17 protein-coding genes and 1 pseudogene are annotated in these 21,063 nt (G+C 73.7%); 8 read left to right on the forward strand and 10 right to left on the reverse strand.

All coding sequences use genetic code 11. The features are described from left to right. Positions 1 to 155: 155 nt before the first annotated feature. Both CO540_RS07095 and CO540_RS07100 read left to right on the forward strand, forming a co-directional pair. A complete protein-coding gene (locus CO540_RS07095) occupies positions 156 to 1,409 on the forward strand; it encodes an MFS transporter (protein ID WP_157779070.1) in 1,254 nt (417 codons plus the stop codon). A gap of 2 nt (positions 1,410 to 1,411) precedes the next feature. Continuing rightward, positions 1,412 to 2,659: an ATP-grasp domain-containing protein gene (locus CO540_RS07100; RefSeq protein ID WP_099161419.1), complete on the forward strand. Its 1,248-nt coding sequence runs from the start codon at positions 1,412 to 1,414 to the stop codon at positions 2,657 to 2,659. Positions 2,660 to 2,701: 42 nt separating this feature from the next. Here CO540_RS07100 and CO540_RS07105 read toward each other — a convergent pair whose 3' ends face one another. The 4 genes from CO540_RS07105 to CO540_RS07120 form a co-directional block, all read right to left on the reverse strand. Next, positions 2,702 to 4,648, reverse strand: coding sequence for a translation factor GTPase family protein (locus CO540_RS07105; protein WP_253866523.1), 1,947 nt, complete (start codon positions 4,646 to 4,648; stop codon positions 2,702 to 2,704). A 179-nt stretch (positions 4,649 to 4,827) separates the two neighbouring features. Next, positions 4,828 to 5,766 (reverse strand): hypothetical protein, encoded by a 939-nt coding sequence (locus CO540_RS07110; RefSeq protein WP_157779072.1) that lies wholly within the window; start codon positions 5,764 to 5,766, stop codon positions 4,828 to 4,830. A gap of 282 nt (positions 5,767 to 6,048) precedes the next feature. After that, complete coding sequence (locus CO540_RS07115) at positions 6,049 to 6,684, reverse strand: M23 family metallopeptidase (RefSeq protein WP_099164637.1); 636 nt, start codon at positions 6,682 to 6,684, stop codon at positions 6,049 to 6,051. A 137-nt stretch (positions 6,685 to 6,821) separates the two neighbouring features. Continuing rightward, positions 6,822 to 8,483, reverse strand: a complete 1,662-nt coding sequence (locus tag CO540_RS07120) for a right-handed parallel beta-helix repeat-containing protein (RefSeq protein WP_253866525.1) — start codon at positions 8,481 to 8,483, stop codon at positions 6,822 to 6,824. A 290-nt stretch (positions 8,484 to 8,773) separates the two neighbouring features. On the opposite strand from CO540_RS07120, the gene CO540_RS07125 reads away from it, so the two are divergent. Together CO540_RS07125 and CO540_RS07130 are read left to right on the forward strand one after the other, a co-directional pair. Further along, complete coding sequence (locus CO540_RS07125; protein WP_099161422.1) at positions 8,774 to 9,130, forward strand: SCP2 sterol-binding domain-containing protein; 357 nt, start codon at positions 8,774 to 8,776, stop codon at positions 9,128 to 9,130. Positions 9,131 to 9,135: 5 nt separating this feature from the next. After that, positions 9,136 to 11,184: a glycogen debranching N-terminal domain-containing protein gene (locus CO540_RS07130; protein WP_099161423.1), complete on the forward strand. Its 2,049-nt coding sequence runs from the start codon at positions 9,136 to 9,138 to the stop codon at positions 11,182 to 11,184. Between the two features lie 41 nt (positions 11,185 to 11,225). Here CO540_RS07130 and CO540_RS07135 read toward each other — a convergent pair whose 3' ends face one another. Genes CO540_RS07135 through CO540_RS07145 form a run of 3 tightly spaced genes read right to left on the reverse strand, consistent with a single transcriptional unit; the run spans position 11,226 to position 13,384 of the window. Beyond that, positions 11,226 to 11,429: a helix-hairpin-helix domain-containing protein gene (locus CO540_RS07135; RefSeq protein ID WP_253866706.1), complete on the reverse strand. Its 204-nt coding sequence runs from the start codon at positions 11,427 to 11,429 to the stop codon at positions 11,226 to 11,228. Between the two features lie 36 nt (positions 11,430 to 11,465). Next, positions 11,466 to 12,134, reverse strand: coding sequence for a response regulator transcription factor (locus tag CO540_RS07140; RefSeq protein WP_099161424.1), 669 nt, complete (start codon positions 12,132 to 12,134; stop codon positions 11,466 to 11,468). Beyond that, a complete protein-coding gene (locus CO540_RS07145; RefSeq protein WP_099161425.1) occupies positions 12,131 to 13,384 on the reverse strand; it encodes a sensor histidine kinase in 1,254 nt (417 codons plus the stop codon). Before CO540_RS07145 ends, CO540_RS07140 begins: the two co-directional genes overlap by 4 nt. Before the next feature lie 187 nt (positions 13,385 to 13,571). Here CO540_RS07145 and CO540_RS07150 point away from each other — a divergent pair, with 187 nt between their 5' ends. Continuing rightward, positions 13,572 to 14,246, forward strand: coding sequence for an ABC transporter ATP-binding protein (locus CO540_RS07150; protein ID WP_099161426.1), 675 nt, complete (start codon positions 13,572 to 13,574; stop codon positions 14,244 to 14,246). Next, positions 14,243 to 16,540, forward strand: a complete 2,298-nt coding sequence (locus CO540_RS07155) for an FtsX-like permease family protein (protein WP_099161427.1) — start codon at positions 14,243 to 14,245, stop codon at positions 16,538 to 16,540. Before CO540_RS07150 ends, CO540_RS07155 begins: the two co-directional genes overlap by 4 nt. Before the next feature lie 36 nt (positions 16,541 to 16,576). Here the strand turns inward: CO540_RS07155 and CO540_RS07160 are convergent, their stop codons facing one another. Continuing rightward, the gene (locus tag CO540_RS07160) at positions 16,577 to 18,046 is read right to left on the reverse strand and encodes a hypothetical protein (RefSeq protein ID WP_099161428.1); all 1,470 of its coding nucleotides are present in this window, start codon (positions 18,044 to 18,046) and stop codon (positions 16,577 to 16,579) included. A gap of 155 nt (positions 18,047 to 18,201) precedes the next feature. Further along, the gene (locus tag CO540_RS07165; RefSeq protein ID WP_099161429.1) at positions 18,202 to 19,029 is read right to left on the reverse strand and encodes an SAM-dependent methyltransferase; all 828 of its coding nucleotides are present in this window, start codon (positions 19,027 to 19,029) and stop codon (positions 18,202 to 18,204) included. Positions 19,030 to 19,129: 100 nt separating this feature from the next. On the opposite strand from CO540_RS07165, the gene CO540_RS07170 reads away from it, so the two are divergent. Together CO540_RS07170 and CO540_RS30825 are read left to right on the forward strand one after the other, a co-directional pair. Beyond that, positions 19,130 to 19,579, forward strand: coding sequence for a DUF421 domain-containing protein (locus tag CO540_RS07170; protein ID WP_253866527.1), 450 nt, complete (start codon positions 19,130 to 19,132; stop codon positions 19,577 to 19,579). 73 nt (positions 19,580 to 19,652) lie between these two features. Further along, a pseudogene (locus tag CO540_RS30825) lies at positions 19,653 to 19,785 on the forward strand (dehydrogenase); the annotation flags it as partial. A gap of 151 nt (positions 19,786 to 19,936) precedes the next feature. Here CO540_RS30825 and CO540_RS07175 read toward each other — a convergent pair. Then, the gene (locus tag CO540_RS07175; protein ID WP_099161431.1) at positions 19,937 to 20,950 is read right to left on the reverse strand and encodes an SDR family oxidoreductase; all 1,014 of its coding nucleotides are present in this window, start codon (positions 20,948 to 20,950) and stop codon (positions 19,937 to 19,939) included. Between the last annotated feature and the right edge of the window lie 113 nt (positions 20,951 to 21,063).

The following is a 21,063-nucleotide window of genomic DNA, read 5'->3' on the forward strand; positions in this document are numbered from 1 at the left end:
CATCGTGACCTCATTGCCAAGATTTGGCAAGGCGTGGCAACATGGCAGCGATCGGACAGCGCGCCGCCCCGAACCGACGAAGCTCGTCACCCCCGACCCGGCCCTGCCCGACACAGCGAGAGCCGCACCCCGGCCGCGACGGCGATGGGAAGATCATGAGAAAATTCTGGTTGTACACCGGAGCGACGGCCATCTCCATGGCCGGAAACACGTTCCTGTACCTGGCCGTGCCGTGGGCACTGCTCGAACACACCGGATCCGGCCTGCTCGCGGTCACGAGCATGGCCGCTCAGACCGCACCCTTCCTGCTCGCCCCGCTCCTCGGCGCGTTCATCGACCGGCACGACCGGCGCACCCTGTTCATCGCCGGCGAGATCGTCCAGTGCGCCGCCGTCGCGATGATCCCGCTGCTGCTCATGCTCCACCAGGTCGCCCTGGTCTTCGTCATGCTCGCCGTCATGGGCCTGGCCAAGGTCGTCTCGGACGTCGCCGGCGACTACGGCCTGATCCCCGCCCTCGTTCCTCGCGAGCGGCTCGACCAGGCCGCCAGCTGGTTCAACTCCGCGCAGCTCGTCGCCCGGTTCGCCGGCCCGGCACTGGCCGGCCTGACGATCGCCGCCGCCGGTGTCACCTGGGCCCTGCTCATCGACGCCGGCAGCTTCCTCGTCACCGCCGTCGCGGCCCTGTTCCTGCCCAGGGTGCGCACCGCCATCGAACAGCACGGCCCCACCATGCGCGAACAGATCCGCGCCGGGATCGCCTACTTCCGGGCCCGCCCCGACCTACGCCGGCTCACCGCCGCGGTGGCGCTCTACAACCTCGGCGCCGGCGCCGTCGAGCCCACCATCCTCACCATCGGCACCGACCACTGGAAGTGGTCCCCCGGCGCCCTCGGCATCGCCGTCTCCTTCGGCGCCGTCGCCGCCGCCGTCGGCTCCTGGGTCAGTCCCCTCGCGCCCCACGGCCCGCACCGCCGCCACCTGCGCGTGGGCGTGTGGCTCGGCGTCGCGGCCCTCGGCTCACTCGGCCTGCTGTTCGTCGCGCCCATCCTCGTCATCATCGCGTTCTGCCTGCTCTGCTTCGGTGAGGGCGGCGTCAACGCGACGACCATGGCCTACCGTCAGGCCGAGATCCCCGCCGAACTCTCCGGCCGGGTCAACGCCGTCATCCGCACGTTCATCACCGGGACCGTGCCGCTGTCGTCGCTCCTGCTCGGCCTCACCGTCGGCTTCACCGGCTCCTTCCTCGTCTTCCTCCCCGCCGCCGTCACCGCCGTGCTCGCCGTCGTCATCTGGACCACGTCGCCCACCCGCGCCAGCAGCGCGCCGGATCCGGCGCCCACACCCGGGCCCGTCCCCACCGAGACCCCGGCCATGGCTCACGCCGTGCCGCAGGAAGCGGCGCGGTGACCATGGCCGGCGTGCTGCTCGTCAACTCCAACTGCCGCACCGGGGCCCGGCTCCTGCAGGACCGCCCCGACGTCCGGCTCTCCGTCATCACCATCGAGAAGTACCGGCACTTCTACGACCCCGGCACCGACGTCGAACTCGTCGACTCGGTCGCCGACCTCACCGGGGTGCGGCTCGCCGCGCTGCGGATCCGCGAGCGGCACCCCTTCGACTGGGTCGTCGCGCCCTCCGAGTGGAGCGTCCAGGCCGGCGGCTACCTCCGCTCGTACCTGGGCCTGCCCGGCCCCGGATACGAAGTCGCCAACGCGTTCTCGAACAAGTTCGTGATGAAGCAGAAACTGGCTGCGGCCGGCCTGCCCGTCACCGCCTTCCGGCGCCTCGAGGCCCTCGGCGACACGGTCGAGGCCGCCCGCCACCTCGGCTGGCCCGTCGTCGTCAAACGCGTGTGCGGCGGCGGCGCCGGCTACGTCGTCGTCGTCCGCGACGCCGACCACCTGCGGGAGGTCTTCGCCGAGGACAGCCGCGCCGCCATGCGCACCGCGCCGTTCCCGCTCATGGCCGAGCGCCTGGTCGACATCGAAGCCGAATACCACTGCGACGGTGTCGTCGTCGACGGACAGGTCAGGTTCGCGGCGGTGTCCCGCTACTTCGCCCCCGTCCTCGACAGCGTCGGCGGCGTCATCGGCTCGTACACGCTGCCCGACCACGACCCCGAGGCACGCCTCATCGCCGACCTGCACACCCAGGTCGTCGACGCCCTCGGGCTGCACGACGGCGTCACCCACCTCGAGGTCCTCAAGAGCCCGAGCGGCTACCTCATCGGCGAGATCGCCTGCCGTCCCGGCGGCGGCGGCATCACCGACCAGATCCGCCACCAGTACGGCGTCGACCTGTGGGACACCTTCCTCGACCTCGCCACCGGCATCGGTGTCGACGTGGCCCGGGCGCCCCGCGACGATCACATGATCCAGTACATGCTGCCCCGGCCCGCCGGGACGGTCACCGCCATCACCAGCCGCGACGAGCTCCTCCGCCTCGACTGCGTCGTCGACGCCAGCATCACCACCCGCGTCGGCGACACCGTCCGCGGCCCGGTCGACTCCTCCACCTACGCCGGCGTCGTCGTCATGCGTGCCGCCACGGCGGGGGACATCGACCGCAGCATCGCCGCCGTCGACGCCGCCTTCCACATCGACGTCACCGACCCCGCCCGCACCACCGTCCCGGCCGGAGGCGGGCCCACGCCCTGACCGGCGGACGCCGGTCCGGGCACCCGCCGTCGCCGCGGCGACCTACCGCGGTACGGCGCGGAACCACGCCTCCCGGTCGCCCGGATCGGGTCCGCGCCGCGGCGCCGTCGGTGACTCCTCGGCCGTCACCGGCGCGTAGTGGTCGAAGGTGGTGCTCAGGACGGCCTCGCCACCGGTGAGGTCGGGCAGCGCGGCGACGACCTGTGGCACCCGCGCGGACGGCAGGGTGCCGCTCACCTCCAGGTACCCGCCGGCCAGTGTGGTGTCGTGGACGACCGCGCCCAACCGGCCCAGCAACGCCATCACCGTCTCCACGGCGCGCTGCGGAAGGTTGACGTCGAACCGCTCGACCGGCTGGCACACCCGGGTGCCCGCCCGCCGCAACGCCGCGGCGACCACGACCGGGGCGAGGTTGCGGAAGTCCGCCGCCACGCTCGACATGGACTTGGCGAACTTCTGGTGCGAACTGCTCTGTCGCGGCCAGTACCGGGAGGCGGTCATGGTGACCGTGCAGTCGGTGACCGGCCAGCCGTACCGGCCCTGCCGGAGGGCGGCCCGCACGCCCTCCTCGGTGGCGGCGACGAACGCCGGCGGCAGTCGGCCGGGCTCGACCCCCGGCCGGAACTCGATGCCGTGCCCGACCGGGGCCGCCTCGATCCGCAGACCCAACCCGGCCAGGTAGGGATTGCCGCGCTCGTTCGCCCGTTCCTCGGCGGTTCCGGTGCCGGCGACCCGTTCGATGCAGGCCGTCGACGTGCCGGAGAACCGCACCCGGACGCCGTAGCGGTCCGCCATGAGGGCGGCCAGCACCTCCTTCTGCACCTCGCCGTGCAGGCGGATCACCGCCTCCGCCTCCCGCTCGTCCAGACGCAGGTCGACCAGCGGGTCCTCGTCGGCCAGCTCGGCCAGCCCGGCGAACATCGCCAGGCGCTGCTCCGGTTCGACCGGCTCGACGACGGCCTGTCTGGTCGGGGGTGGGAACCGGTAGACGTGTCGCCGCGGCGGGTCCCCGATGTGCTGGCCGATCCGGGCCGACACGCCGCGCACCGCGGCGATCTGTCCGGCGGAGACCGAGGGACGCACCAGGACGCCGGCGGGCTCGATGACGGCGATCTGGGTCACCGTCTGCGGGCGGCTTCCGGCCAGCTGCACCCGATCCCGCACCTGCAGCCGCCCGGACCACAACCGCAGCCAGGCCCGCCGGCCGTGCCCGTCCCGATCCACGGCGAAGACCGTGCCCGCCAGCGGGCCGTCCCGCTCGGCACCGCGCGGCAGCAGGTCGGCGAGGAGGTTACACAGCTGCCGTACGCCGGCTCCGGTGATCGCCGAGCCGCACGCCACCGGGGTGAGCTCGGCGCGGCGTACCGCGCTCCGGATCGCCCGCCGGACGTCGCGGACGCGCACCGGCTCGTTCGTCAGCCACCGCGCTGCCACCGGGTCGTCGACCTCCGCCACCGCCTCGATCACCGGCTCGGCGTCGAGGCCCACGGCCCGCACCCGGGCCTCGGCACCACCCTGCCCGGTGACCGTGGTGAGCAGGACCGGACGTGCCCCGAGCCGCTGGCGCACCTGGGCCAGCACCCGGTCGACGTCGGCGCCGCGGCGGTCCACCTTGTTGAGGAACACCACCGTCGGCACACCGATGCGGCGCAGCGCCCGCCAGATGGCGACGGTCTGCGGCTGGACACCCTCCACACTCGACACCACGAGCACGGCGGCGTCGAGCACGGCCAGCGAGCGCTCGACCTCCGCGATGAAGTCGGGGTGGCCGGGGGTGTCCAGCAGGTTGATGCGCAGATCACCGATCGTGATGGACGTGACGGCCGCCCGGATGGTGATGCCGCGCCGGCGCTCCAACTCCATCGAGTCGGTCCGCGTCGTGCCGGCGTCGACGCTGCCCGGCCGGGACACGGCGCCGGCCTCGTAGAGCAGGCGTTCGGTCAGGCTGGTCTTGCCGGCGTCAACATGGGCGACGATTCCGAGGTTCACCAGGGCCAAGGCAGGACTCCACGGTCAGACGGTCAGGGGTCCGGAGCGTGGAAGCTGCTCGCACTGTCACTCCTCGTCGTGGTCGTCGTGGCCGAACTCGCGGCCCGCCCGGTACGGCGGCGAGCAGTCTCCAGGTTGGCACGACCGGCCCGCCGCCGCCACCGGAATCGGTCCCCGGGTCATCGCGCGGCGGCCACCCGGAGCGTGCGCCGCGCCGTCCTGAGCTCACCGGCGCTGGGCCAGGGGTAGATGGTGACGCGGTTGCCGAGCGCGGCCAGTCGGGCGGCGGCGCCGGGCAGGTCACCGGCGAGCCGCAGGACGTACGAGAAGCTGCACTCCGCCTGGACCCAACCGTGCACCGGCCGGTGGTCCGGGTGCCCGACCGAACGGGCCACGGCGCCGCGGATCTCGTGGAGCACGGCCGGCGACCGCAGGTGCGCGATGCCCGACTCGTACGCGAACTCCAGGTGGGCGTCGGCGACGGCCGCCGCGTTGAGCGATCCGGGCGGCGCTGTCTCGGCGCAGTGCCGGGCGAAGCCGAGCAACCGGTCCAGCGAGCCGCCCCACTTCGGACACAGCTGCTGGACGTGGGTGAGCTGGGCGAAGAACGGATCCGGCCGGGCCTTCGCGGCGCGCTCGTACCGACGGTTCGCCTCCGCCTGCCCCATCTCGAGACCCCGGGCGGTGCGCAGCCGCGCCGTCCACGCGGCGATGTTGCCCGGCTCCTCCGCGGTCACCTCGCCGAGCACCCGCTCGGCCTCGTGCAGGATCTGGTGGAAGGACGCGAACTGGCCGCGGCTGGTGTAGCGGGCGCGCGCCGACCCCCGGGCCTGCCACGCCATCCACACCAGCCGGGCGCCGAGCAGCGTTCCGGCCAGGGTGGACTCGGCCGGTCCGCCTCCCGCCACGCGCAGGAACGTCTCCACGCCCCTCGTCTCGGCGACCATCGCGGTGGCGACCGTCGGGTCGTCGTGCTCCGGCAAGCGGTCGAAGAAGGCGACGACGGCCGGCCAGTCCCTGGCGCGCAGCGCCCGCCGCAGCGGCGCCAGATCGGCGTAGTGGTCGACGAGGTCGTAGCTCGGCACCCCGAGCAGTGAAGGGATCTTGGGGAGACGCACGCCGGAGAGCATAGGAGCAGACGGCCTACCGCCGGGTACACCGATCGGGCCGGGAACCGGATCGAACCGAACCTCCGATCCGTCCCCGGACGTTCGGCCGGACCGCTGTCGCGACTGTCCGACGGCGGAACGACCCATCGAGATGTGGATGCCAGTGCGGAGCCCGCCCTCGGCTACGGCCTGAAGACGGCCGAAGGATTCGGGCGCACACACCTCGGCCCGATCGGGAGGTCCCGCAGCGACCACCCGCGGTGAGCCCGCATACGCGCCGATCCGGTCGGATCAGCGCCGGGTCGGGGGGCAGTTCGCGCTGGTGAGCCGGACCGTGTACGCGCGGTCGTCGGAGGTGATGCCGGACGGCACGCCGTCGAAGTGGGTCTCCACCTTCTCCCAGCCCCGACGCTGCTCGTAGTGCAGGTGCGGCGCGCCGGAGTTCCCGGTGCTGCCGACCCGGCCGAGCTGGTCGCCCCGGGCCACCCGCTGGCCGGCCCGCACCGACGGCGGTTCGAGCAGGTGCAGATACTGCGTCTCCCACCGTCCGCCATGATCGATCTTGACCCAGTAACCGCCGCCCCGCCCCCTCGGCCCGTCCGGGTCCTGCGGGGTACGACCGCCCAGGGAGCCGTTGATCCCCGCCACGGTGACCGTGCCGGCGGCGGACGCCAGCACCGGGCGGCCCCACGCCTCACCCGTGGTCGGGAACAGGTCGACGTCGTAGTCGTCGTGCCCGGGATAGGTGGACAACCGCCACGTCTCGCCGCAGGCCACCGGCAGGTGGAAGGCCGGCCGGGGACCCGGCCGCAGCAGTGGCACCACGACCACCGCGGCGGCGACCAGCGCCGTGAGCACGCCGACGACCGACGCGACGCGGACCGCGCGGCGGCGCGGCCGGGAGTCGTACGGTCGCTCGGCGGTCATCACGGCGAGCATGTCACGCGCGAGCACGGTCGTCGCCGCTCCCCCACCCGCCGTTGCGGCCGGCCGACCGGTCTCGGGCCGGACCGCCGTCCGACGCCGGCGTCACCGCGGCGGTGACGCCGGCGTCGTCGGCCCGGTCAGGGGGTGACCACCCGGCCGCCGAACGTCACGACCAGGCGGCCGTCGGCCGCGAAGGACCAGCCCAGGGCTCCGGTGTACGAGGAGCACCGGGATCCGTTGGTGCCGGACCAGAACTGGTTCGAGCTGTCGGAGTTGCCGACGATCCGGTCGTTCGAGCCGCCGTCGCAGGAGGTGTTGTTCCGGAACACCGAGGAGCCGCCGTCGAAGGTGAAGTTGCGCTCGGTGTTGTCGATGCTGGCGTTGTTCGACACCGTCATCGCGCCGAGGTTGCGGTTGTAGGTGAACCCGTGCTGGCCGTTGCGGTAGGCGATGTTGCCCCGGACGGTGTGGTTCACCCCGATGTCCTCGCCGCCGAGCTTGAAGCCGTTGCGGTCACCGTTGCCGGCCTGGCCGCCGTTGCTCAGGGTGCCGTTGTCGTAGGCGAGGGAGGACTCGATGGTCACCGGGCCGATCGCCCCGGTGTCGCTCTTGGTGTAGAGGTCGTAGCCGTCGTCGATGTTGTGGTGGGACACGGTGTAGCGGAAGACGTTGCCCGGGCCGACGGTGAGCTTCGGGGCGAACCCGTCGGCGTCCTCACCGTCGGAGTCGACGTTGTCGTGCGACTCGGTGCTGACGACGAGGTTGTTCGAGGGCCACTGGTCGCGGGGGGCGTCGGCCACCAGTCGGGACAGCTGCAGCCCCGAGTCCCGGTTGTGGCGGGTCACCACCCGCTCGATGATGTTGTTGTTGCCGGCGAGCAGGATGCCGTTGTCCCCGGCCCGTTCGACGACGAGGCCGCGGATGTGCCAGTACGACCCGCCGATCTGCAGGCCACGGTTCGCCGGGGCCTCGCTCTGGGCCGAGAAGTTCAGGACCGGGGTCTCACCCGGGTAGGCGAAGATGTTCTTGCGCGCGCTCGACGTGCCGTTGTTGCCCTGGCCGATGGTGACGGTCTGCGCGTAGCGGTAGGTGCCGCCGCGCAGCCAGATCGTGCCGCCGGCGGCGATCCGGCCGATCGCGGAGGTGAGCGTCGTCGGGTTCGCCTGCGTGCCGGCCGCGCCGTCGGTGCCGGTCGGCGCCACGTACAGCGCGCCGCTCGACGGTGGCGGCGTGCTCGGCGGCGGTGTGGTCGGCCCACCGGTGGGCGGCGGGGTGCTCGGCGGCGGGGTGGTCGCCCCGGGGGCGTACGTCTCGAACTCGGCGACCCTCGGCGTCCCGGTCGCGCTGGTGATCTCGAAATTGATCTTTCGGAGGGAGGTGGCGGCGAACGTGACGGCCCCGGCGCCGGCGCCACTGGCCAGGACGGCCCCGGTGTCGTTGTTGACGACCCGCCAGGAGCCGATCACCCCGACCGCGCCGGCCGCCTCCCGGACGGCGACCGAGGCCACCGTGGTGGCGGAGCCCCACTTGACCGAGATGCGCCCGGTCGTGCCGACCGGCGACCAGTAGGTGCCGAGGTCGCCGTCCACCACATTGCCGTAACTGGTGCCGGCAGCCTTGCTGGAGCCGTCGGCGCCGGCTCCGATACTGAGATTCGTGGCATTGGCGGTGATCGATGTTGAATTCGCTGCGTCGAGCGCGCCCGACGCGTACGTCATCGGCAGCACCGCGGCGACCGCGGCGGTGGCCGCGGCGGCGGTGAAGCCGGCAAGAAATCTGTGTCGCACTACGCTTCTCACTACGTCTCCTCGGGATTCGACACGGCCCGGACCTGCGCACGGTCCGGCGCCGCGCATGGCTTCGCGCGCGCACCCTCGGCCCTGGTCAAGAACCGAAACATCGATGAAACACAGGCTAAGAAAGCGCTTACCGCTAAGGCAACAGTTGAGATGTGCAGGTTTGTTGCACCGCAATCCACCCGCGTCCGACTTCCGCCGCGCGGCGAGCTTCCCGGAGCAGCAGGCCGGCGTTAGCGCCGCCACCAGACGGGTAGGCGACGACCCCGCAGAGTGGTAGCGAGGAGGCACGGGTGACGTCGATCGACGCCTTCTTCGACCGTCTGCGCCGCGACGGCGCGGACGACCGTCTCGTCCGGGTCAGCGGCAGCGTGCGGTTCGACATCAGGGGAGAGCGGGGCCTGCGCCACTGGCGGCTCGACATCGACCGCGGGCGGCTGCGGGTCACCGAGGACGACGGCCCCGCCTCGGCAGTGATCAGAATGTCCGAGCAGACGGCCGAGGCGCTGGTGACAGGAGAGATGAACGGACTGGCGGCGATCAACCGGGGGGAGATCATGGTCGACGGGGACCTCGCGCTGGCACTGCGGCTCGGGCGACTGCTACCCGCGCCGGCGGCGAACGGCCGGCACCGTGGAGGCGGCGCGTGAGGGACGTGCCCGGCACGGTGTCGTGCATCGACGGCAACACCTTCGTCGTCTCCGACAGCAGTGGGGACATCGAGGCGTCGTCGGCCGCGCCGGTGGGTCTGTTCGCCGCCGACACGCGGTACCTGTCGCGCTGGGTGCTCACCGTCGACGGCGAGCGGATGACCGCCCTCTCCGTGGACGACAGCCAGTACTTCGAGGTGGCGTTCTTCCTCGTGCCCGGCGGCCGGATGGACTACGTCGAGGCCGACGTGTCCGCGATCCGACGACGCCGCATCGGCGCCGACCTCGTGGAGGTCGTCACCGTCTTCAACTACGGTGAGTCGGATCTGGACCTGTCCGTCCGTCTCGAGGTGGACTCCGACTTCGCCGACATCTTCGAGATCAAGTTCGACGTCGGCACGAAGGTGGGCGAGCGCTACGCCCACGCCGCGCCGGACGAGCTGCGGCTGGGCTACCGTCGGGGCACCTTCCAGCGGGAGATCGTCCTCACGGCCAGTGAACCGGCGACCTTCACACCGGAACACCTCCACTTCCCGATCCGGCTGGCCGCCGGATCCAGTTGGACCGTCGAGATACGGGCCGAGATGAGGGCGCTGCGGCCCGACGGCGTCGACCTGCGGTCCGGGCCCCGGGCCCTCCGGCCCGACGCGTCCACCCTGCCGGACAGCGCACGGGCCTGGGTGTCGGCGGCGCCGACGCTGGACACCGACAGCCCGGTGTTGCGACAGGTCTACGAGCGCAGCCTGGTGGACCTGGCCGCGTTGCGGTTCGCGCCGCTCTCGCTCGGCGGCGCCACCGTTCCCGCCGCCGGGCTGCCCTGGTTCATGACCCTCTTCGGCCGGGACAGTCTGCTGACCTGCCTCCAGACGCTACCGTTCACGCCGTCCCTGGCACCGACGACCCTGCGGATCCTCGCCTCGCTGCAAGGGGCGCGCACCGACGACGTGCTGGAGGAGGATCCCGGTCGGATCCTGCACGAACTGCGGTACGGCGAGTCTGCGGCCTTCGAGGAACAACCGCACTCGCCGTACTACGGGACCGTGGACGCCACCCCGCTCTTCCTGGTCCTGCTCGACGAGTACGAGCGGTGGAGCGGTGACGCGGCCCTGGTGTGCGAGCTGGAACAGGAGGCGCGCGCCGCCCTCGACTGGCTCGACCACCACGCCGACCTGACCGGCACCGGCTACGTCTCGTACGAACGCCGCAACCGGTCCACGGGCCTGGACAACCAGTGCTGGAAGGACTCCTGGGACAGCATCTCCTACGCCGACGGCCGGCTGCCGGGTTTCCCCAGAGCGACCTGTGAGACCCAGGGTTACACCTACGACGCCAAGATCCGCACAGCCCGGCTGGCGCGCACCTTCTGGGGCGACCCGGCCCTGGCCGAGCGCCTGGAGGGCGAGGCGGCGGCGTTGTACGACCGGTTCAACCGGGACTTCTGGTTGGCCGATCGCGGCTACTACGCGCTGGCGCTCGACGGCGACGGCACTCCGGTGGACAGCCTGTCCTCCAACATCGGGCACCTCCTGTGGAGCGGCATCGTCCCACCGGAGCGCGCCGGACGAGTCGCCGAACACCTGATGAGTCCGGCGCTGTTCTCCGGCTGGGGCGTCCGTACGCTGGCCGAGGGGCAGCGCCGCTACAACCCGCTCGGCTACCACACCGGCACTGTCTGGCCCTTCGACAACTCCTTCATCGCCTGGGGCCTGCGCCGCTACGGCCTGACCGACGAGGCGGGGCGCATCGCCGAGGGCATCATCCAGGCGGCGGGCTACTTCGAGGGCCGGCTGCCCGAGGCGTTCGGCGGTTTCGACCGCCGGACCACCCGGTACCCGGTCCGCTACCCGACCGCCGGCAGTCCGCAGGCCTGGTCCAGCGGCGCGTCGCTGCTCCTCATCCGGACGATGCTCGGTCTGGAGCCGCACGAGGACCACCTCGCCACCACTCCGGCGCTCCCGCCCGCCTTCGAGCGGATCACCCTGCTCGACATTCCCGGCCGGTGGGGCCGGCTCGACGCGTTCGCGCGCCACCGGCCGGATCGTGCCGAGTCGTGACCGGGGAGCGCACGGCCCGGGATCACGCGCGACGTCGCGTCCTAGCCCAGACTGAGGTGGTGCTGCTCGAGCGCGTGCTGGATGGTCCGTAGCGCCTTCGGCCCCATGCCGTGCAGCGTGGCCAACTCCGCGCGCGGCACCCCGGCGAGCTGACGCAGAGCCGTGTAACCGGCGTTGTTCAACGCGCGCGTCGCCGGCGCACCGATCTTCGGCAGCGTGTCCAGGGGAGAACTCACGCTCTCCATCATGGCCGACGACGAGGCCACGTACGCGTTCCTGGTTCAGTCGTCCGGCGAACCCGGGCTGACCAGGCCCGTCTCGTAGGCGACCACCACGGCCTGGACCCGGTCGCGCAGACCGAGCTTGGCGAGGATCCGGGCGACGTGGGTCTTCACGGTCGCCTCGGACAGGTGCAGCGCGCCCGCGAGTTCGGCGTTGCTCAGACCACCGGCGAGCAGGCGCAGGACCTCCGTCTCGCGGGGGGTCAGCGTGGCCAGATCGCGGTGCACGGTCGCCGTGTGCGGATCCGGGCGGGCGAAGCGGCGCACCAGGCGGCGGGTGATGGCGGGCGCGAGCAGCGCGTCACCGTCCTGCACCATCCGTACGGCCGCGACCAGGTGCTCCGGCGTCACGTCCTTGAGCAGGAATCCGCTGGCGCCGGCCGCGAGCGCGGCGTAGACGTACTGGTCCAGGTCGAAGGTGGTGAGGATGATGATCCTCGGCACCGCGGCGGCCCCGGTGAGGATGCGGCGGGTGGCCTCCAGCCCGTCGAGCTCCGGCATGCGCACGTCCATCAGCACGACGTCGGGCCGGGTCCGCCGGACCGCGTCCACCGCCTCCGCGCCGGTTGCCGCCTCGGCCACCACGTCCACCCCGCCGGCGGCGAGGATCATGCGGAACCCGGTGCGCACCAGCGCCTGGTCGTCGGCGACCACCACCCGCACCGTCATGTCGCCTCCCACGGGATCAGGGCCTCGACCTGGTAGCCGGCGCCCGGCCGGGCCCCGGAGCGTAGCGTCCCGCCGTAGACGGCGAGCCGCTCCCGCAGCCCGATCAGGCCACGCCCACCCGTCGGGCCGGTCACGGCCGGGATGTCGGGCTCGGTGTTGCCGACCTCGATCCGCAGGTTCTGCGGCGCGTACTCGACGACGACCGTGCCGGCGGCGCCGGGCGCGTGCCGGACCATGTTGGTCAACGCCTCCTGCACCACCCGGTAGGCCGTCAGGCCGACGCCGGAGGTGACCGGCCGCCGCTGGCCGGAAATGGTCAGGCGCACCGGCACACCGGCGTCACGCACGCGTTCGATCAGCTCGGGCAGCCCTTCGATCCCGGGCTGGGGGTCCTCCGGGTCACCCGGTTCGGGCTGGGCCAGCAGGCCCATCACGTGCCGCAGCTCGGTCAGCGCGGACCGGCCGGTCGACTCGACGGCGAGCAGCGCCTCCCGCGCCTGATCCGGTGCGGCGGCGAGCACCGTGCGGGCTGCGCCGGCCTGGATGACCATCACGCTCACATGATGGGTCACGACGTCGTGCAGTTCGCGGGCGATGCGGGCCCGCTCACCGGCCACGGCGTCGCGCAACGCCTCCTCGTGGGCGCGGGCCTCGGCGGTGAGCCGCTGCTGGTCCTCACCCGCGCGGCGTCGCCACACGTGGTGACCACCGGCGGCGGCCACCAGCGGAGCCAGCAGGACGAACGGCAGACGGTCCGCCGGCACCGGGACGAGCATCAGCTCCCGCAGGGCCATGGCGAGCAGCGCGGCCACCGGGACCGACGCCAACGCCGGCAGCCGGTACGGGCTGTGCGCCGCCGCGCTGTAGACGGCGACAAGGCAGGTCAGCACCACACACGGGAACAGGTTCGGCTGCCGGGCCCCGTCCGTCGCCAGCACCAGTGACGCGGCGGCCATCGTCGCCCAGAGCACCGCGAGCGGATACCTGCGACGCAGCACCAGCGGCGCACACATGACGAAGACCAGCAGCAGCGCCCCGAGACTCGATCCGGGCTCCGCCGGCCGCACCTCCGGCAGGGTCCCCAGCGGCGGCAACGGCGGCGGCAGCGGCGGCGGAACTCCGGCGTCGTCCGTGGCGGCCTGGAAGCACACGAGCCCGAGCACCGCCGCCAGCGCGGCGTCGAGCAGCAGCGCCCGCCAACCCGGCCGCGGCAGCGGTCCCGTCGCCACGATGCCCCTCACACGCGACATTCTCGCCGCCGCGTGCCGTTTCCGGCATCAGCCACGGTGTGCAGGGCGACTACATCGCAGGGATGACCCGGGGCGAAGATCCCACCCCGGCGGTACGGCCGATGCGTCGCCGGACCGATGCCCGAGCCTCGGACCCGCCCCTAACGTCACGACGTCCGTACGACCGGCCTGACCCGAGGGGCGACACATGACCGAACCGGTGATCCAGCTGCGCGGGGTGACCCGCCGCTACGGCGAGGGCCCGCCGGCGCTGCGGGACGTGTCGCTGACCGTCCACCCCGGCGAGTCCGTCGCCGTGCTCGGACCGTCCGGCAGCGGGAAGTCGACGCTGCTCAACCTGCTCGCCGGGCTGGACCGGCCGGACGCGGGCACGGTGGCCGTCGCCGGAACGCGCCTGGAGAGCCTCGGTGAGGCCGCCACGGCCCGTTTCCGGCGCGCACACGTGGGCCTGGTCTTCCAGTTCTTCAACCTGCTCGACGACCTGACCGTCCTGGACAACGTGCTGCTGCCCGCCCAGCTGGCCGGCGCCCCGGCCCGCGCGTCCCGCGACCACGCGGCCCGCCTGCTGGACTCGCTCGGCATCACCCGGCACGCGCACACGTATCCGGGACGGCTCTCCGGCGGCGAGCGCCAGCGCGTCGCCGTCGCCCGCGCCCTGATCAACCGTCCCGCGCTCCTGCTGGCCGACGAGCCGACCGGCGCGTTGGACACCGCCTCCGGCGAGGACGTGCGGCACCTGCTCGACGAGCTGCACCACAGCGGCCAGACGATCGTGCTCGTCACCCACGACCTGCGGCTGGCGCAGGCGTGCGCCAGCCGCACCGTCCGGCTGCGCGACGGCCGGGTCGAGGGGGACGCGTGAACGGCCTCGGTCGGGTCGTCCGGTCCGGCCTACGGCGTCGCCGGGTGCAGACCGCCGTCATCGGGCTCGTCACGGCGGCCGCGGTCACCGCGACGGTGCTCGGCGCCGGGCTGCTGGTCGCGTCGGCGGCGCCCTTCGACGACGCGTTCGCGACCCAGCGGGGAGCCCACCTGACCGTGCGGGCGAATCCCGGCGCGGTGACCGAGACGCAGCTCGCCGCCTCGGCCTCGGCGACCGGCGTGGTCGCCGCCGCCGGACCGTACCGGGTGCTGGTGGTCACCTTCACGGATCGCGGCGGGATGCGGCTGCCCCCGCTGAGCGTCGTCGCCCGCGCCGACCCTGCCGGCCCGGTCGACCGGGTCGAGCTGGCCGACGGACGGTGGCCGGCCCGCCCGGACGAGATCGTGCTGGCCGGCGGCGCCGTCCGCCTTCCGCCCGGCTCCCATCTGGCCACGCCCGCCGGCGCCGACTTCACCGTGGTCGGTACGGCGCGGTCGGTCAGCGACACCGCCGGCGCCTGGGTCCTGCCGTCCGCCGTCGATGTGCTGGACGGGCCGGGGACGGCAGGCGGCTACCAGATGCTCTACCGGTTCGCCGACGCGCGCACCGCGGCGGAGGTCGGGACCGGCCGCGACGCCGTGGTCGCCACGTTGCCGTCCGACGCGGTCGCCGGCACCCGGTCCTGGTTGGACGTGCGACAGCACGCCGTCGAGGACGCGGCCGTCTTCGTACCGTTCCTCGTCGCGTTCGCGCTGCTCGGCATCGTGATGGCCACGCTGGTGGTCGGCACGGTGGTCGCCGGGACGGTCGGCGCGGCCACCCGCCGCATCGGCATCCTCAAGGCGCTCGGCTGCACGCCCGCCGGCGTCGTCCGCGCCTACGTCGCCCAGGCGCTGGTGCCGGCCACCGTCGGCACCGTCGCCGGAACCGTCACCGGCAACCTGGTCGCGCTGCCGGTGCTGGCCGAGACCGAGCAGCTCTACGGCTCGGCCGACGCCACGATCGCCTGGTGGGTGACCGCCCTGGCCGCCGCCGGGGTGCTGACCGTGGTGGCGGTGACCGCGTGGGCGGCCGCGTTGCGGGCCGGCCGGCTGCGCACCGTCGACGCCATCGCGGTCGGACGGGCGTCCGGCCCCGCGCGGGGTCGGTGGGCGTCACGCGTGGCGGCGCGGCTGCCGGTGGCCAGGCCGGTGGGCCTCGGGCTGGCCCGCCCGTTCACCAGACCGGTGGCCACGGTCGCGATCCTGCTGGCCGTCGCGACGGGCACGGCGGCGGTGACGTTCGCGACCGGACTCGGCGCGTCGCTGCTGCGCATCCAGACCGCCCTCGACCAGAACGTCGCGGACGTCACGGTGGGCGGCGACCGCGCCGCAGGACCCGGCGCCCCGCTCACCGCCGACCCCGCGGCGGTGCTGGCGGCGATCGACGCCCAGCGGGACACCCGGGCCAGGTACGGCCTCGCCCAGGCACCGGGCACGGTGGTGGGCATCTCCGAGCCGGTCTCCGTCACCGCGATCACCGGGGACGCGACGTGGGACGGCTTCGAGATGGTGTCGGGACGCTGGTTCACCGCGCCCGGCGAGGCCGTCGCCAGCGGTCCCCTGCTGACGGCGACCGGAGCCCGGATCGGCGACACCGTCACGGTCCACGTCGAGGGCACCTCGGCGCGCCTGCGCATCGTCGGTGAGGTCTTCGAGTCCACCATGGCCGTGTTCGCCGACACCACCGCGTTCGCCGATCGGAAGCCGGCCGAGTACCGGATCGCCCTCACCCCGGGCACCGACGCCGGCGACTACGCGCAGCGGCTGACCGCTGCGCTCGCCGCGCAGGCCCTGACCGCACAGCCGACCGGCCTGGAGACCGACCCGCTCCTGGTGGTCGTGGAGGGACTGACCGCCACGCTGACCCTGCTGCTCCTCGCGGTGGCCGCGCTCGGTGTGCTCAACATGCTCGTCCTCGACCTGCGCGACCGGGTCCACGACCTCGGCGTCCACAAGGCACTCGGCATGACGCCGGGCCAGACGATCGCGATGGTGGTCGCGTCCGTCGCCGGGGTGGGGCTGCTCGGCGGGCTGCTCGGCGTACCCGCCGGCATGGCGATGCAACGGCTCGTCGTCCCCGCCATGGCCGCCAGCGGCGGGCTGCGCCTGCCGGAAACGCTGCTCGACGTGTACGGGCCGGTCCTCCTGACGGCGTTGGCGTTGGGCGGGCCGGTGACGGCCCTGCTCGGAGCGCTGCTGCCGGCCGGATGGGCGGCCCGGACCCGGACGGCGACGGCGCTGCGCACCGAGTAGCGGGATCGTCCAGGATCGGGGGCCCCGCGACGCGGGTCAGCCGAGGCCGGGCCAGGCGGCGAGGTAGCCGCCGCCGGCGCCGAGGGACGGACCGGGCCCGCGCCAGAAGCCGGCCCGGTCCACCTGCGCCGCCGCCGCCGCGACGCCGCCGGCCACGGCCACCCCGCGCACCACGCCGGCGCCGCCGTCGGTGAACACCACCCAGGTCAGCCGCCGCCGCAGGTCGGCGGAGAGCACCAGCACCCAGGCGTCACCACCGGCGTACGGGGCCAGCCGCCGGCCGCCGAGCGTCACCTGGGCGCGGCCGGCGATCTGGTAAGCGGACACCCCGCCGGCGTAGATCCGACCGGACTCGTCGGCGGTGACCGCGAGCGGCGTGATGGTGTTGCCCCGGTCGCCCTTGCTGTCGATGCGGCTGATCACCACCTGACCGGCGAGCTGGCGTCCCGAGGCGGGATCGAGGCGCGCGAGGTAGGTGTAGTGCGCGTTTCCGGTGTTGCTGGCCCGGCTGAAGTCGTCGGTGACCACGTTCGGCGCGGGCCGCCCCACGTCGGCGGCCGAGCGCGCGAAGACCGTGTTCCCGCCGGCGGTCTCGCCGGCCACGTACAACCGCCCGTCCCGGCCCATCGCCACGCGGTCGGCGCGGCTGTCCGCGCACAGGTCACCCAGCCGGTCCACGGGATGGTCGTACGCACGCCAGCGCAGCGTGCCCCGCCGGTCGTAGGCGTGCACGTACGCGATCTGCACCGGCACGCACCGCGCGCCGCCGGTCTGCCGGAAACCGCTGACGAAGACCAGGCCGCTGCGGTCGTCCACGGCGACGTCGCTGACCGTGCGGCCGTCCAGCGCGACCCGGGCCAGCGTCGCGCCGCCCAGGTCGTACACCGTGACGGTGGAACCGCTCAGGGCCGCGACCGTGCCGGCGGAGCCGACCGCGACCCGGCTGGCCGGCCCGCCGCGCTGCCAGCGCGCCCGCCCGGCGGCCGCGTCCAGCAGCACGGCGCCGCGGTCGGTCGCCACGGCGATCTCCCCGCCGCCGCGGCGTACCTCCAGGTCCTCGACCGCGCCGGCCAGCCGGACGGTACGCAGCAGCCGGCGGCCGGTGCCGTCGAGCAGCAGCAGCGCGCCGGCGCCACCCCGACCGATCGTCGTCGTCGGCCCGCCCGGCAGGCCGGTGAACCGCCCACCGACCACGATCTGGCACGCCGGGGTCACGTCCACGGCGGTCGCCGTGCCGCCGGCGCGCCCCAGGTAGGACCCGGCGGTGGGGCTGAGCCGGTTCGACGACCGGGGCGCCGACCCGGGCCGCGGGCAGTCGACCGGCGCGGGTCCCAGCCCGGCCCGGCCGGCGGACGGGGTCGAGGGCGGGGCGACGCGGTCCGTGCTGACCGTCGTGGGCGCAGCCGCGCCGGTGCGCGCCGGAGGGTCCGCGCCGCACCCGGACGCCAGCAGCACCAGGACGACGCCGACCGCCGTCCGTCGTCGGGACTGGGAGATCGCGCGCACGCCACTTCCTCCATCGGCCGCGGCACCACGTCGGACGCTCCGGCGGCGACGCGCAGAGTAGCAATCCTCCCGATGGCGGGTCCGGGCCGGCATTCGGCGAGTCTCGTCGCGGTCCGTTCCGCCAGAGGCGGGGGCACCGGCGACGTCGCGAGCGCCTACGGCTTGCGGGCGAGCAGTCCGACGAAGGTGTGGTAGGTGTCGGTCTGCTTCGGCGCGGGCGTGCCCGGATCCGGACGCCACTCGGCCAACGGCACCAGCCCCGGCTCCAGCAGCGTCAACCCGTCGGCGAAGGAGAGGATCTCCTCGTCGGTCCGCCACCGGCCGGTGCCCAGCGACTCGTTGAAGACCCGCTCGACCTCGCGGGCCTTCCGGGAGCCCTCCGGGTCCCGCGCACCCGGGTCACGGAAGTGCGAGATCGCCACGTAGCTGCCGGACGGCAGCGCGTCGATCAACTCCGCCGACACGGCTCGCGGCTCCTCGTCGTCGCCGAGATGGTGCAGGATCGCGAAGAGCAACAACCCGATCGGCCGGTCGAAGTCGAGAAATCGGCGGACGTCCGGATCGCCGAGGATCTCCTGCGGACGTCGGATGTCGGCCTGGATCACCGTCGTCGTGCCCTCCGCGGCGAGCAGGGCCCGCCCGTGCGCCAGGACGATCGGGTCGTTGTCCACGTAGACCACCCGGGCGCTCGGGTCGTGCGCGGTGGCGACCTCGTGCACGTTGCCCTGGGTGGGCAGCCCGGACCCGACGTCCAGGAACTGGTCGATGCCGGCCTCGCTGACGAGGAAGCGCACCACGCGGCGCAGGAAGGCCCGGTTCGCCTGACCGGCGGCGGGCCCGTCCGGCGTGATCCGCAGGGCGTGCTCGGCGACCTGCCGGTCGACCTCGAAGTTGTCCTTGCCGCCCAGGAAGTAGTCGTACACCCGGGCCACGCTGGGAACGGTGCGGTCGATTCCGGGGGGTGCGGCCTTGTCTGCGGTCAATGGCCTCTCCATCCGATTCTGGTCAGCGCACGGGGTGCTGAGGGTGGCTCCGGGCTTCGTCCCGGAGTCTAGCGACCGGACGATGTGGATCGTCGCCCCGTTGGTATCGCTCCCAGCCGTCGCCACGCCCACGGTCAACGCGTTCGACTTCGTGGTCACGGTGGCTCTGGGCTCGACGCTGGCCACGATCCTGCTGTCCCGGGACGTCTCCCTGGCCGAGGGGATCCTCGCGCTGGCCCTGCTGGTCGCCCTGCAGTACGCCGCCGCGCTGCTGGCGGTCCGCTGGCCACCGTCGCAGCGGCTGCTCAAGGCCCGACCGACCCTGCTGCTGCGGGACGGACAACTCCGGTACGAGACCATGCGCACCGTCCGGGTGGCGGAGAGCGAGATCCGGCAGGCCGCGCGTAGCCAGGGCACCGGCGACCTCGGTGACCTCGCGGCCGTGGTGCTGGAGACCGACGGGAGCCTCAGCGTCATCACCCGCGGCCGGTTCGGCGACGGCAGCAGCCTCGCCGACGTGCCCGGCGCGTCGCCGCGGCCCGGCGGTTGACCGTTCGTTTCGGCGGATGCCGCGGGGAACGCCGAGACCATGCGCAGACGGACAGGGCGGGCGCGATGAGGAGTTGGTGTTCCGGCCGCTGCCGGGGTTGGGGCGGGCGGAAACCCCGGTCCGGGGGCTGTATCCGGGCAGTGCCGGCGCACCCCGGCGGCGGGGTGCACGGCGGGCCGGGGGCGAACGCGGCGAAGGCGGCGCTGCTGCACGCCGGCGGCGGCCGGTTGCGGGCCGCGGCGGTCCGCCGGATCAGCGCCGGACCGTGGCCTGCTGCCCCCGCCGGTGGCCGACCTGCCCGACGCCTCCGATCGGGGTGGCCCGGTCGGTGGCCCCGGGACGACCGGCGACGGCTGATCAGGCGCGGCGCCAGGCGAGGACGCCGGCGGCCGTCCCGAGCACGCCGGCGGCCACGCTCACCCGGTGTCGGGAGAGCCAGGCCTGCGGGCTGTGGCCGTGCGCCCGGGAGGAGAAGTCGCCCCGCGCGCCGTAGTCGTGACCGCCGGGCCCGTCGAGGGGGTGCCAGAGGTTGTTCGGCCGGTCGTGATCGGCGGGGCGGCCGGTCTGCTGGGACCGGTAGCCGGTGCGAGCCAGGTAGCGGTCCAGCAGCCCGGGTGCGACGCGGTTGCCGAGGATGGTCAGCACGGTGGAGGTCCCGACCCAGTACTCGCGCCGCCGGGGTCGGTCCGCGGCGCCGACGATCGCGCGGGCGGCCACCTCCGGCTCGTAGATCGGCGGCACCGGCTCGGCGTGCCGGGGCAGTCGGGACAGCAGCCAGTCGAACTGCGGGGTGTTCACCGCCGGCAGGTGCACCATGGTCACCCTGACGTTGCTGCGCTCGTGCAGCAGCTCGCAGCGCAGCGACTCGGTGAATCCGACGATCGCGTGTTTCGCCCCGCAGTAGGCCGCCTGCAGGGGGATGCCCCGGTAGGCCAGCGCGGACCCGACCTGGACGATGGTGCCCCGGTCGCGGGGGGTCATGTGGGACAGCGCGACGCGGGTGCCGTGCACGTAGCCGAGGTAGGTGACCTCCATGGCGCGGCGGAACTCCTCCGGCCGGGTCTGCTGGAACGGCGCGAAGACGGAGCTGAACGCGTCGTTGATCCACAGGTCGATGGGGCCCAGCTCCGCCTCGATCCGCCGGCCGGCGTCGACGACCTGGTCGTAATCGGCCATGTCGATCTCGATCGGCAGGGCCCGGCTGCCGGCGGCGCGTACCTCCTCGGCGGCGGCGTCGAGCCCCACGCGCCCGCGGGCCAGCAGCGCGATGGCGATACCGCGCCGGGCCAGCAGCCGTACCGTGGCCCGGCCGACTCCCGCACTGGCTCCGGTCACGACCGCCACCTGGATGTCCTGCCGCCGCATGCCCATCTCGCCTCCTGTCGTCGGGTCCTGCTGCCCGCACTACCCGCGGCCGGGCGACCCAGTCGCCTCGGCGCGTCTGATTCGCGCGGCCCCGACGTGTCGGCGCGGGACGATCGGGT

Source organism: Micromonospora sp. WMMA2032 (assembly GCF_002688545.1).
GTDB classification, from domain to species: Bacteria; Actinomycetota; Actinomycetes; order Mycobacteriales; family Micromonosporaceae; genus Micromonospora; species Micromonospora sediminicola.

Excerpts from the sequence above, each read along its gene's own strand:
- CO540_RS07145 (WP_099161425.1), bottom strand. The coding sequence starts at position 13,384 with ATGTCGCGTGTGAGGGGCATCGTGGCGACGGGACCGCTGCCGCGGCCG.
- CO540_RS07100 (WP_099161419.1), top strand. The coding sequence starts at position 1,412 with ATGGCCGGCGTGCTGCTCGTCAACTCCAACTGCCGCACCGGGGCCCGG.
- CO540_RS07135 (WP_253866706.1), bottom strand. The coding sequence starts at position 11,429 with ATGGAGAGCGTGAGTTCTCCCCTGGACACGCTGCCGAAGATCGGTGCG.
- CO540_RS07140 (WP_099161424.1), bottom strand. The coding sequence starts at position 12,134 with ATGACGGTGCGGGTGGTGGTCGCCGACGACCAGGCGCTGGTGCGCACC.
- CO540_RS07175 (WP_099161431.1), bottom strand. The coding sequence starts at position 20,950 with ATGGGCATGCGGCGGCAGGACATCCAGGTGGCGGTCGTGACCGGAGCC.
- CO540_RS07150 (WP_099161426.1), top strand. The coding sequence starts at position 13,572 with ATGACCGAACCGGTGATCCAGCTGCGCGGGGTGACCCGCCGCTACGGC.
- CO540_RS07095 (WP_157779070.1), top strand. The coding sequence starts at position 156 with ATGAGAAAATTCTGGTTGTACACCGGAGCGACGGCCATCTCCATGGCC.
- CO540_RS07115 (WP_099164637.1), bottom strand. The coding sequence starts at position 6,684 with ATGACCGCCGAGCGACCGTACGACTCCCGGCCGCGCCGCCGCGCGGTC.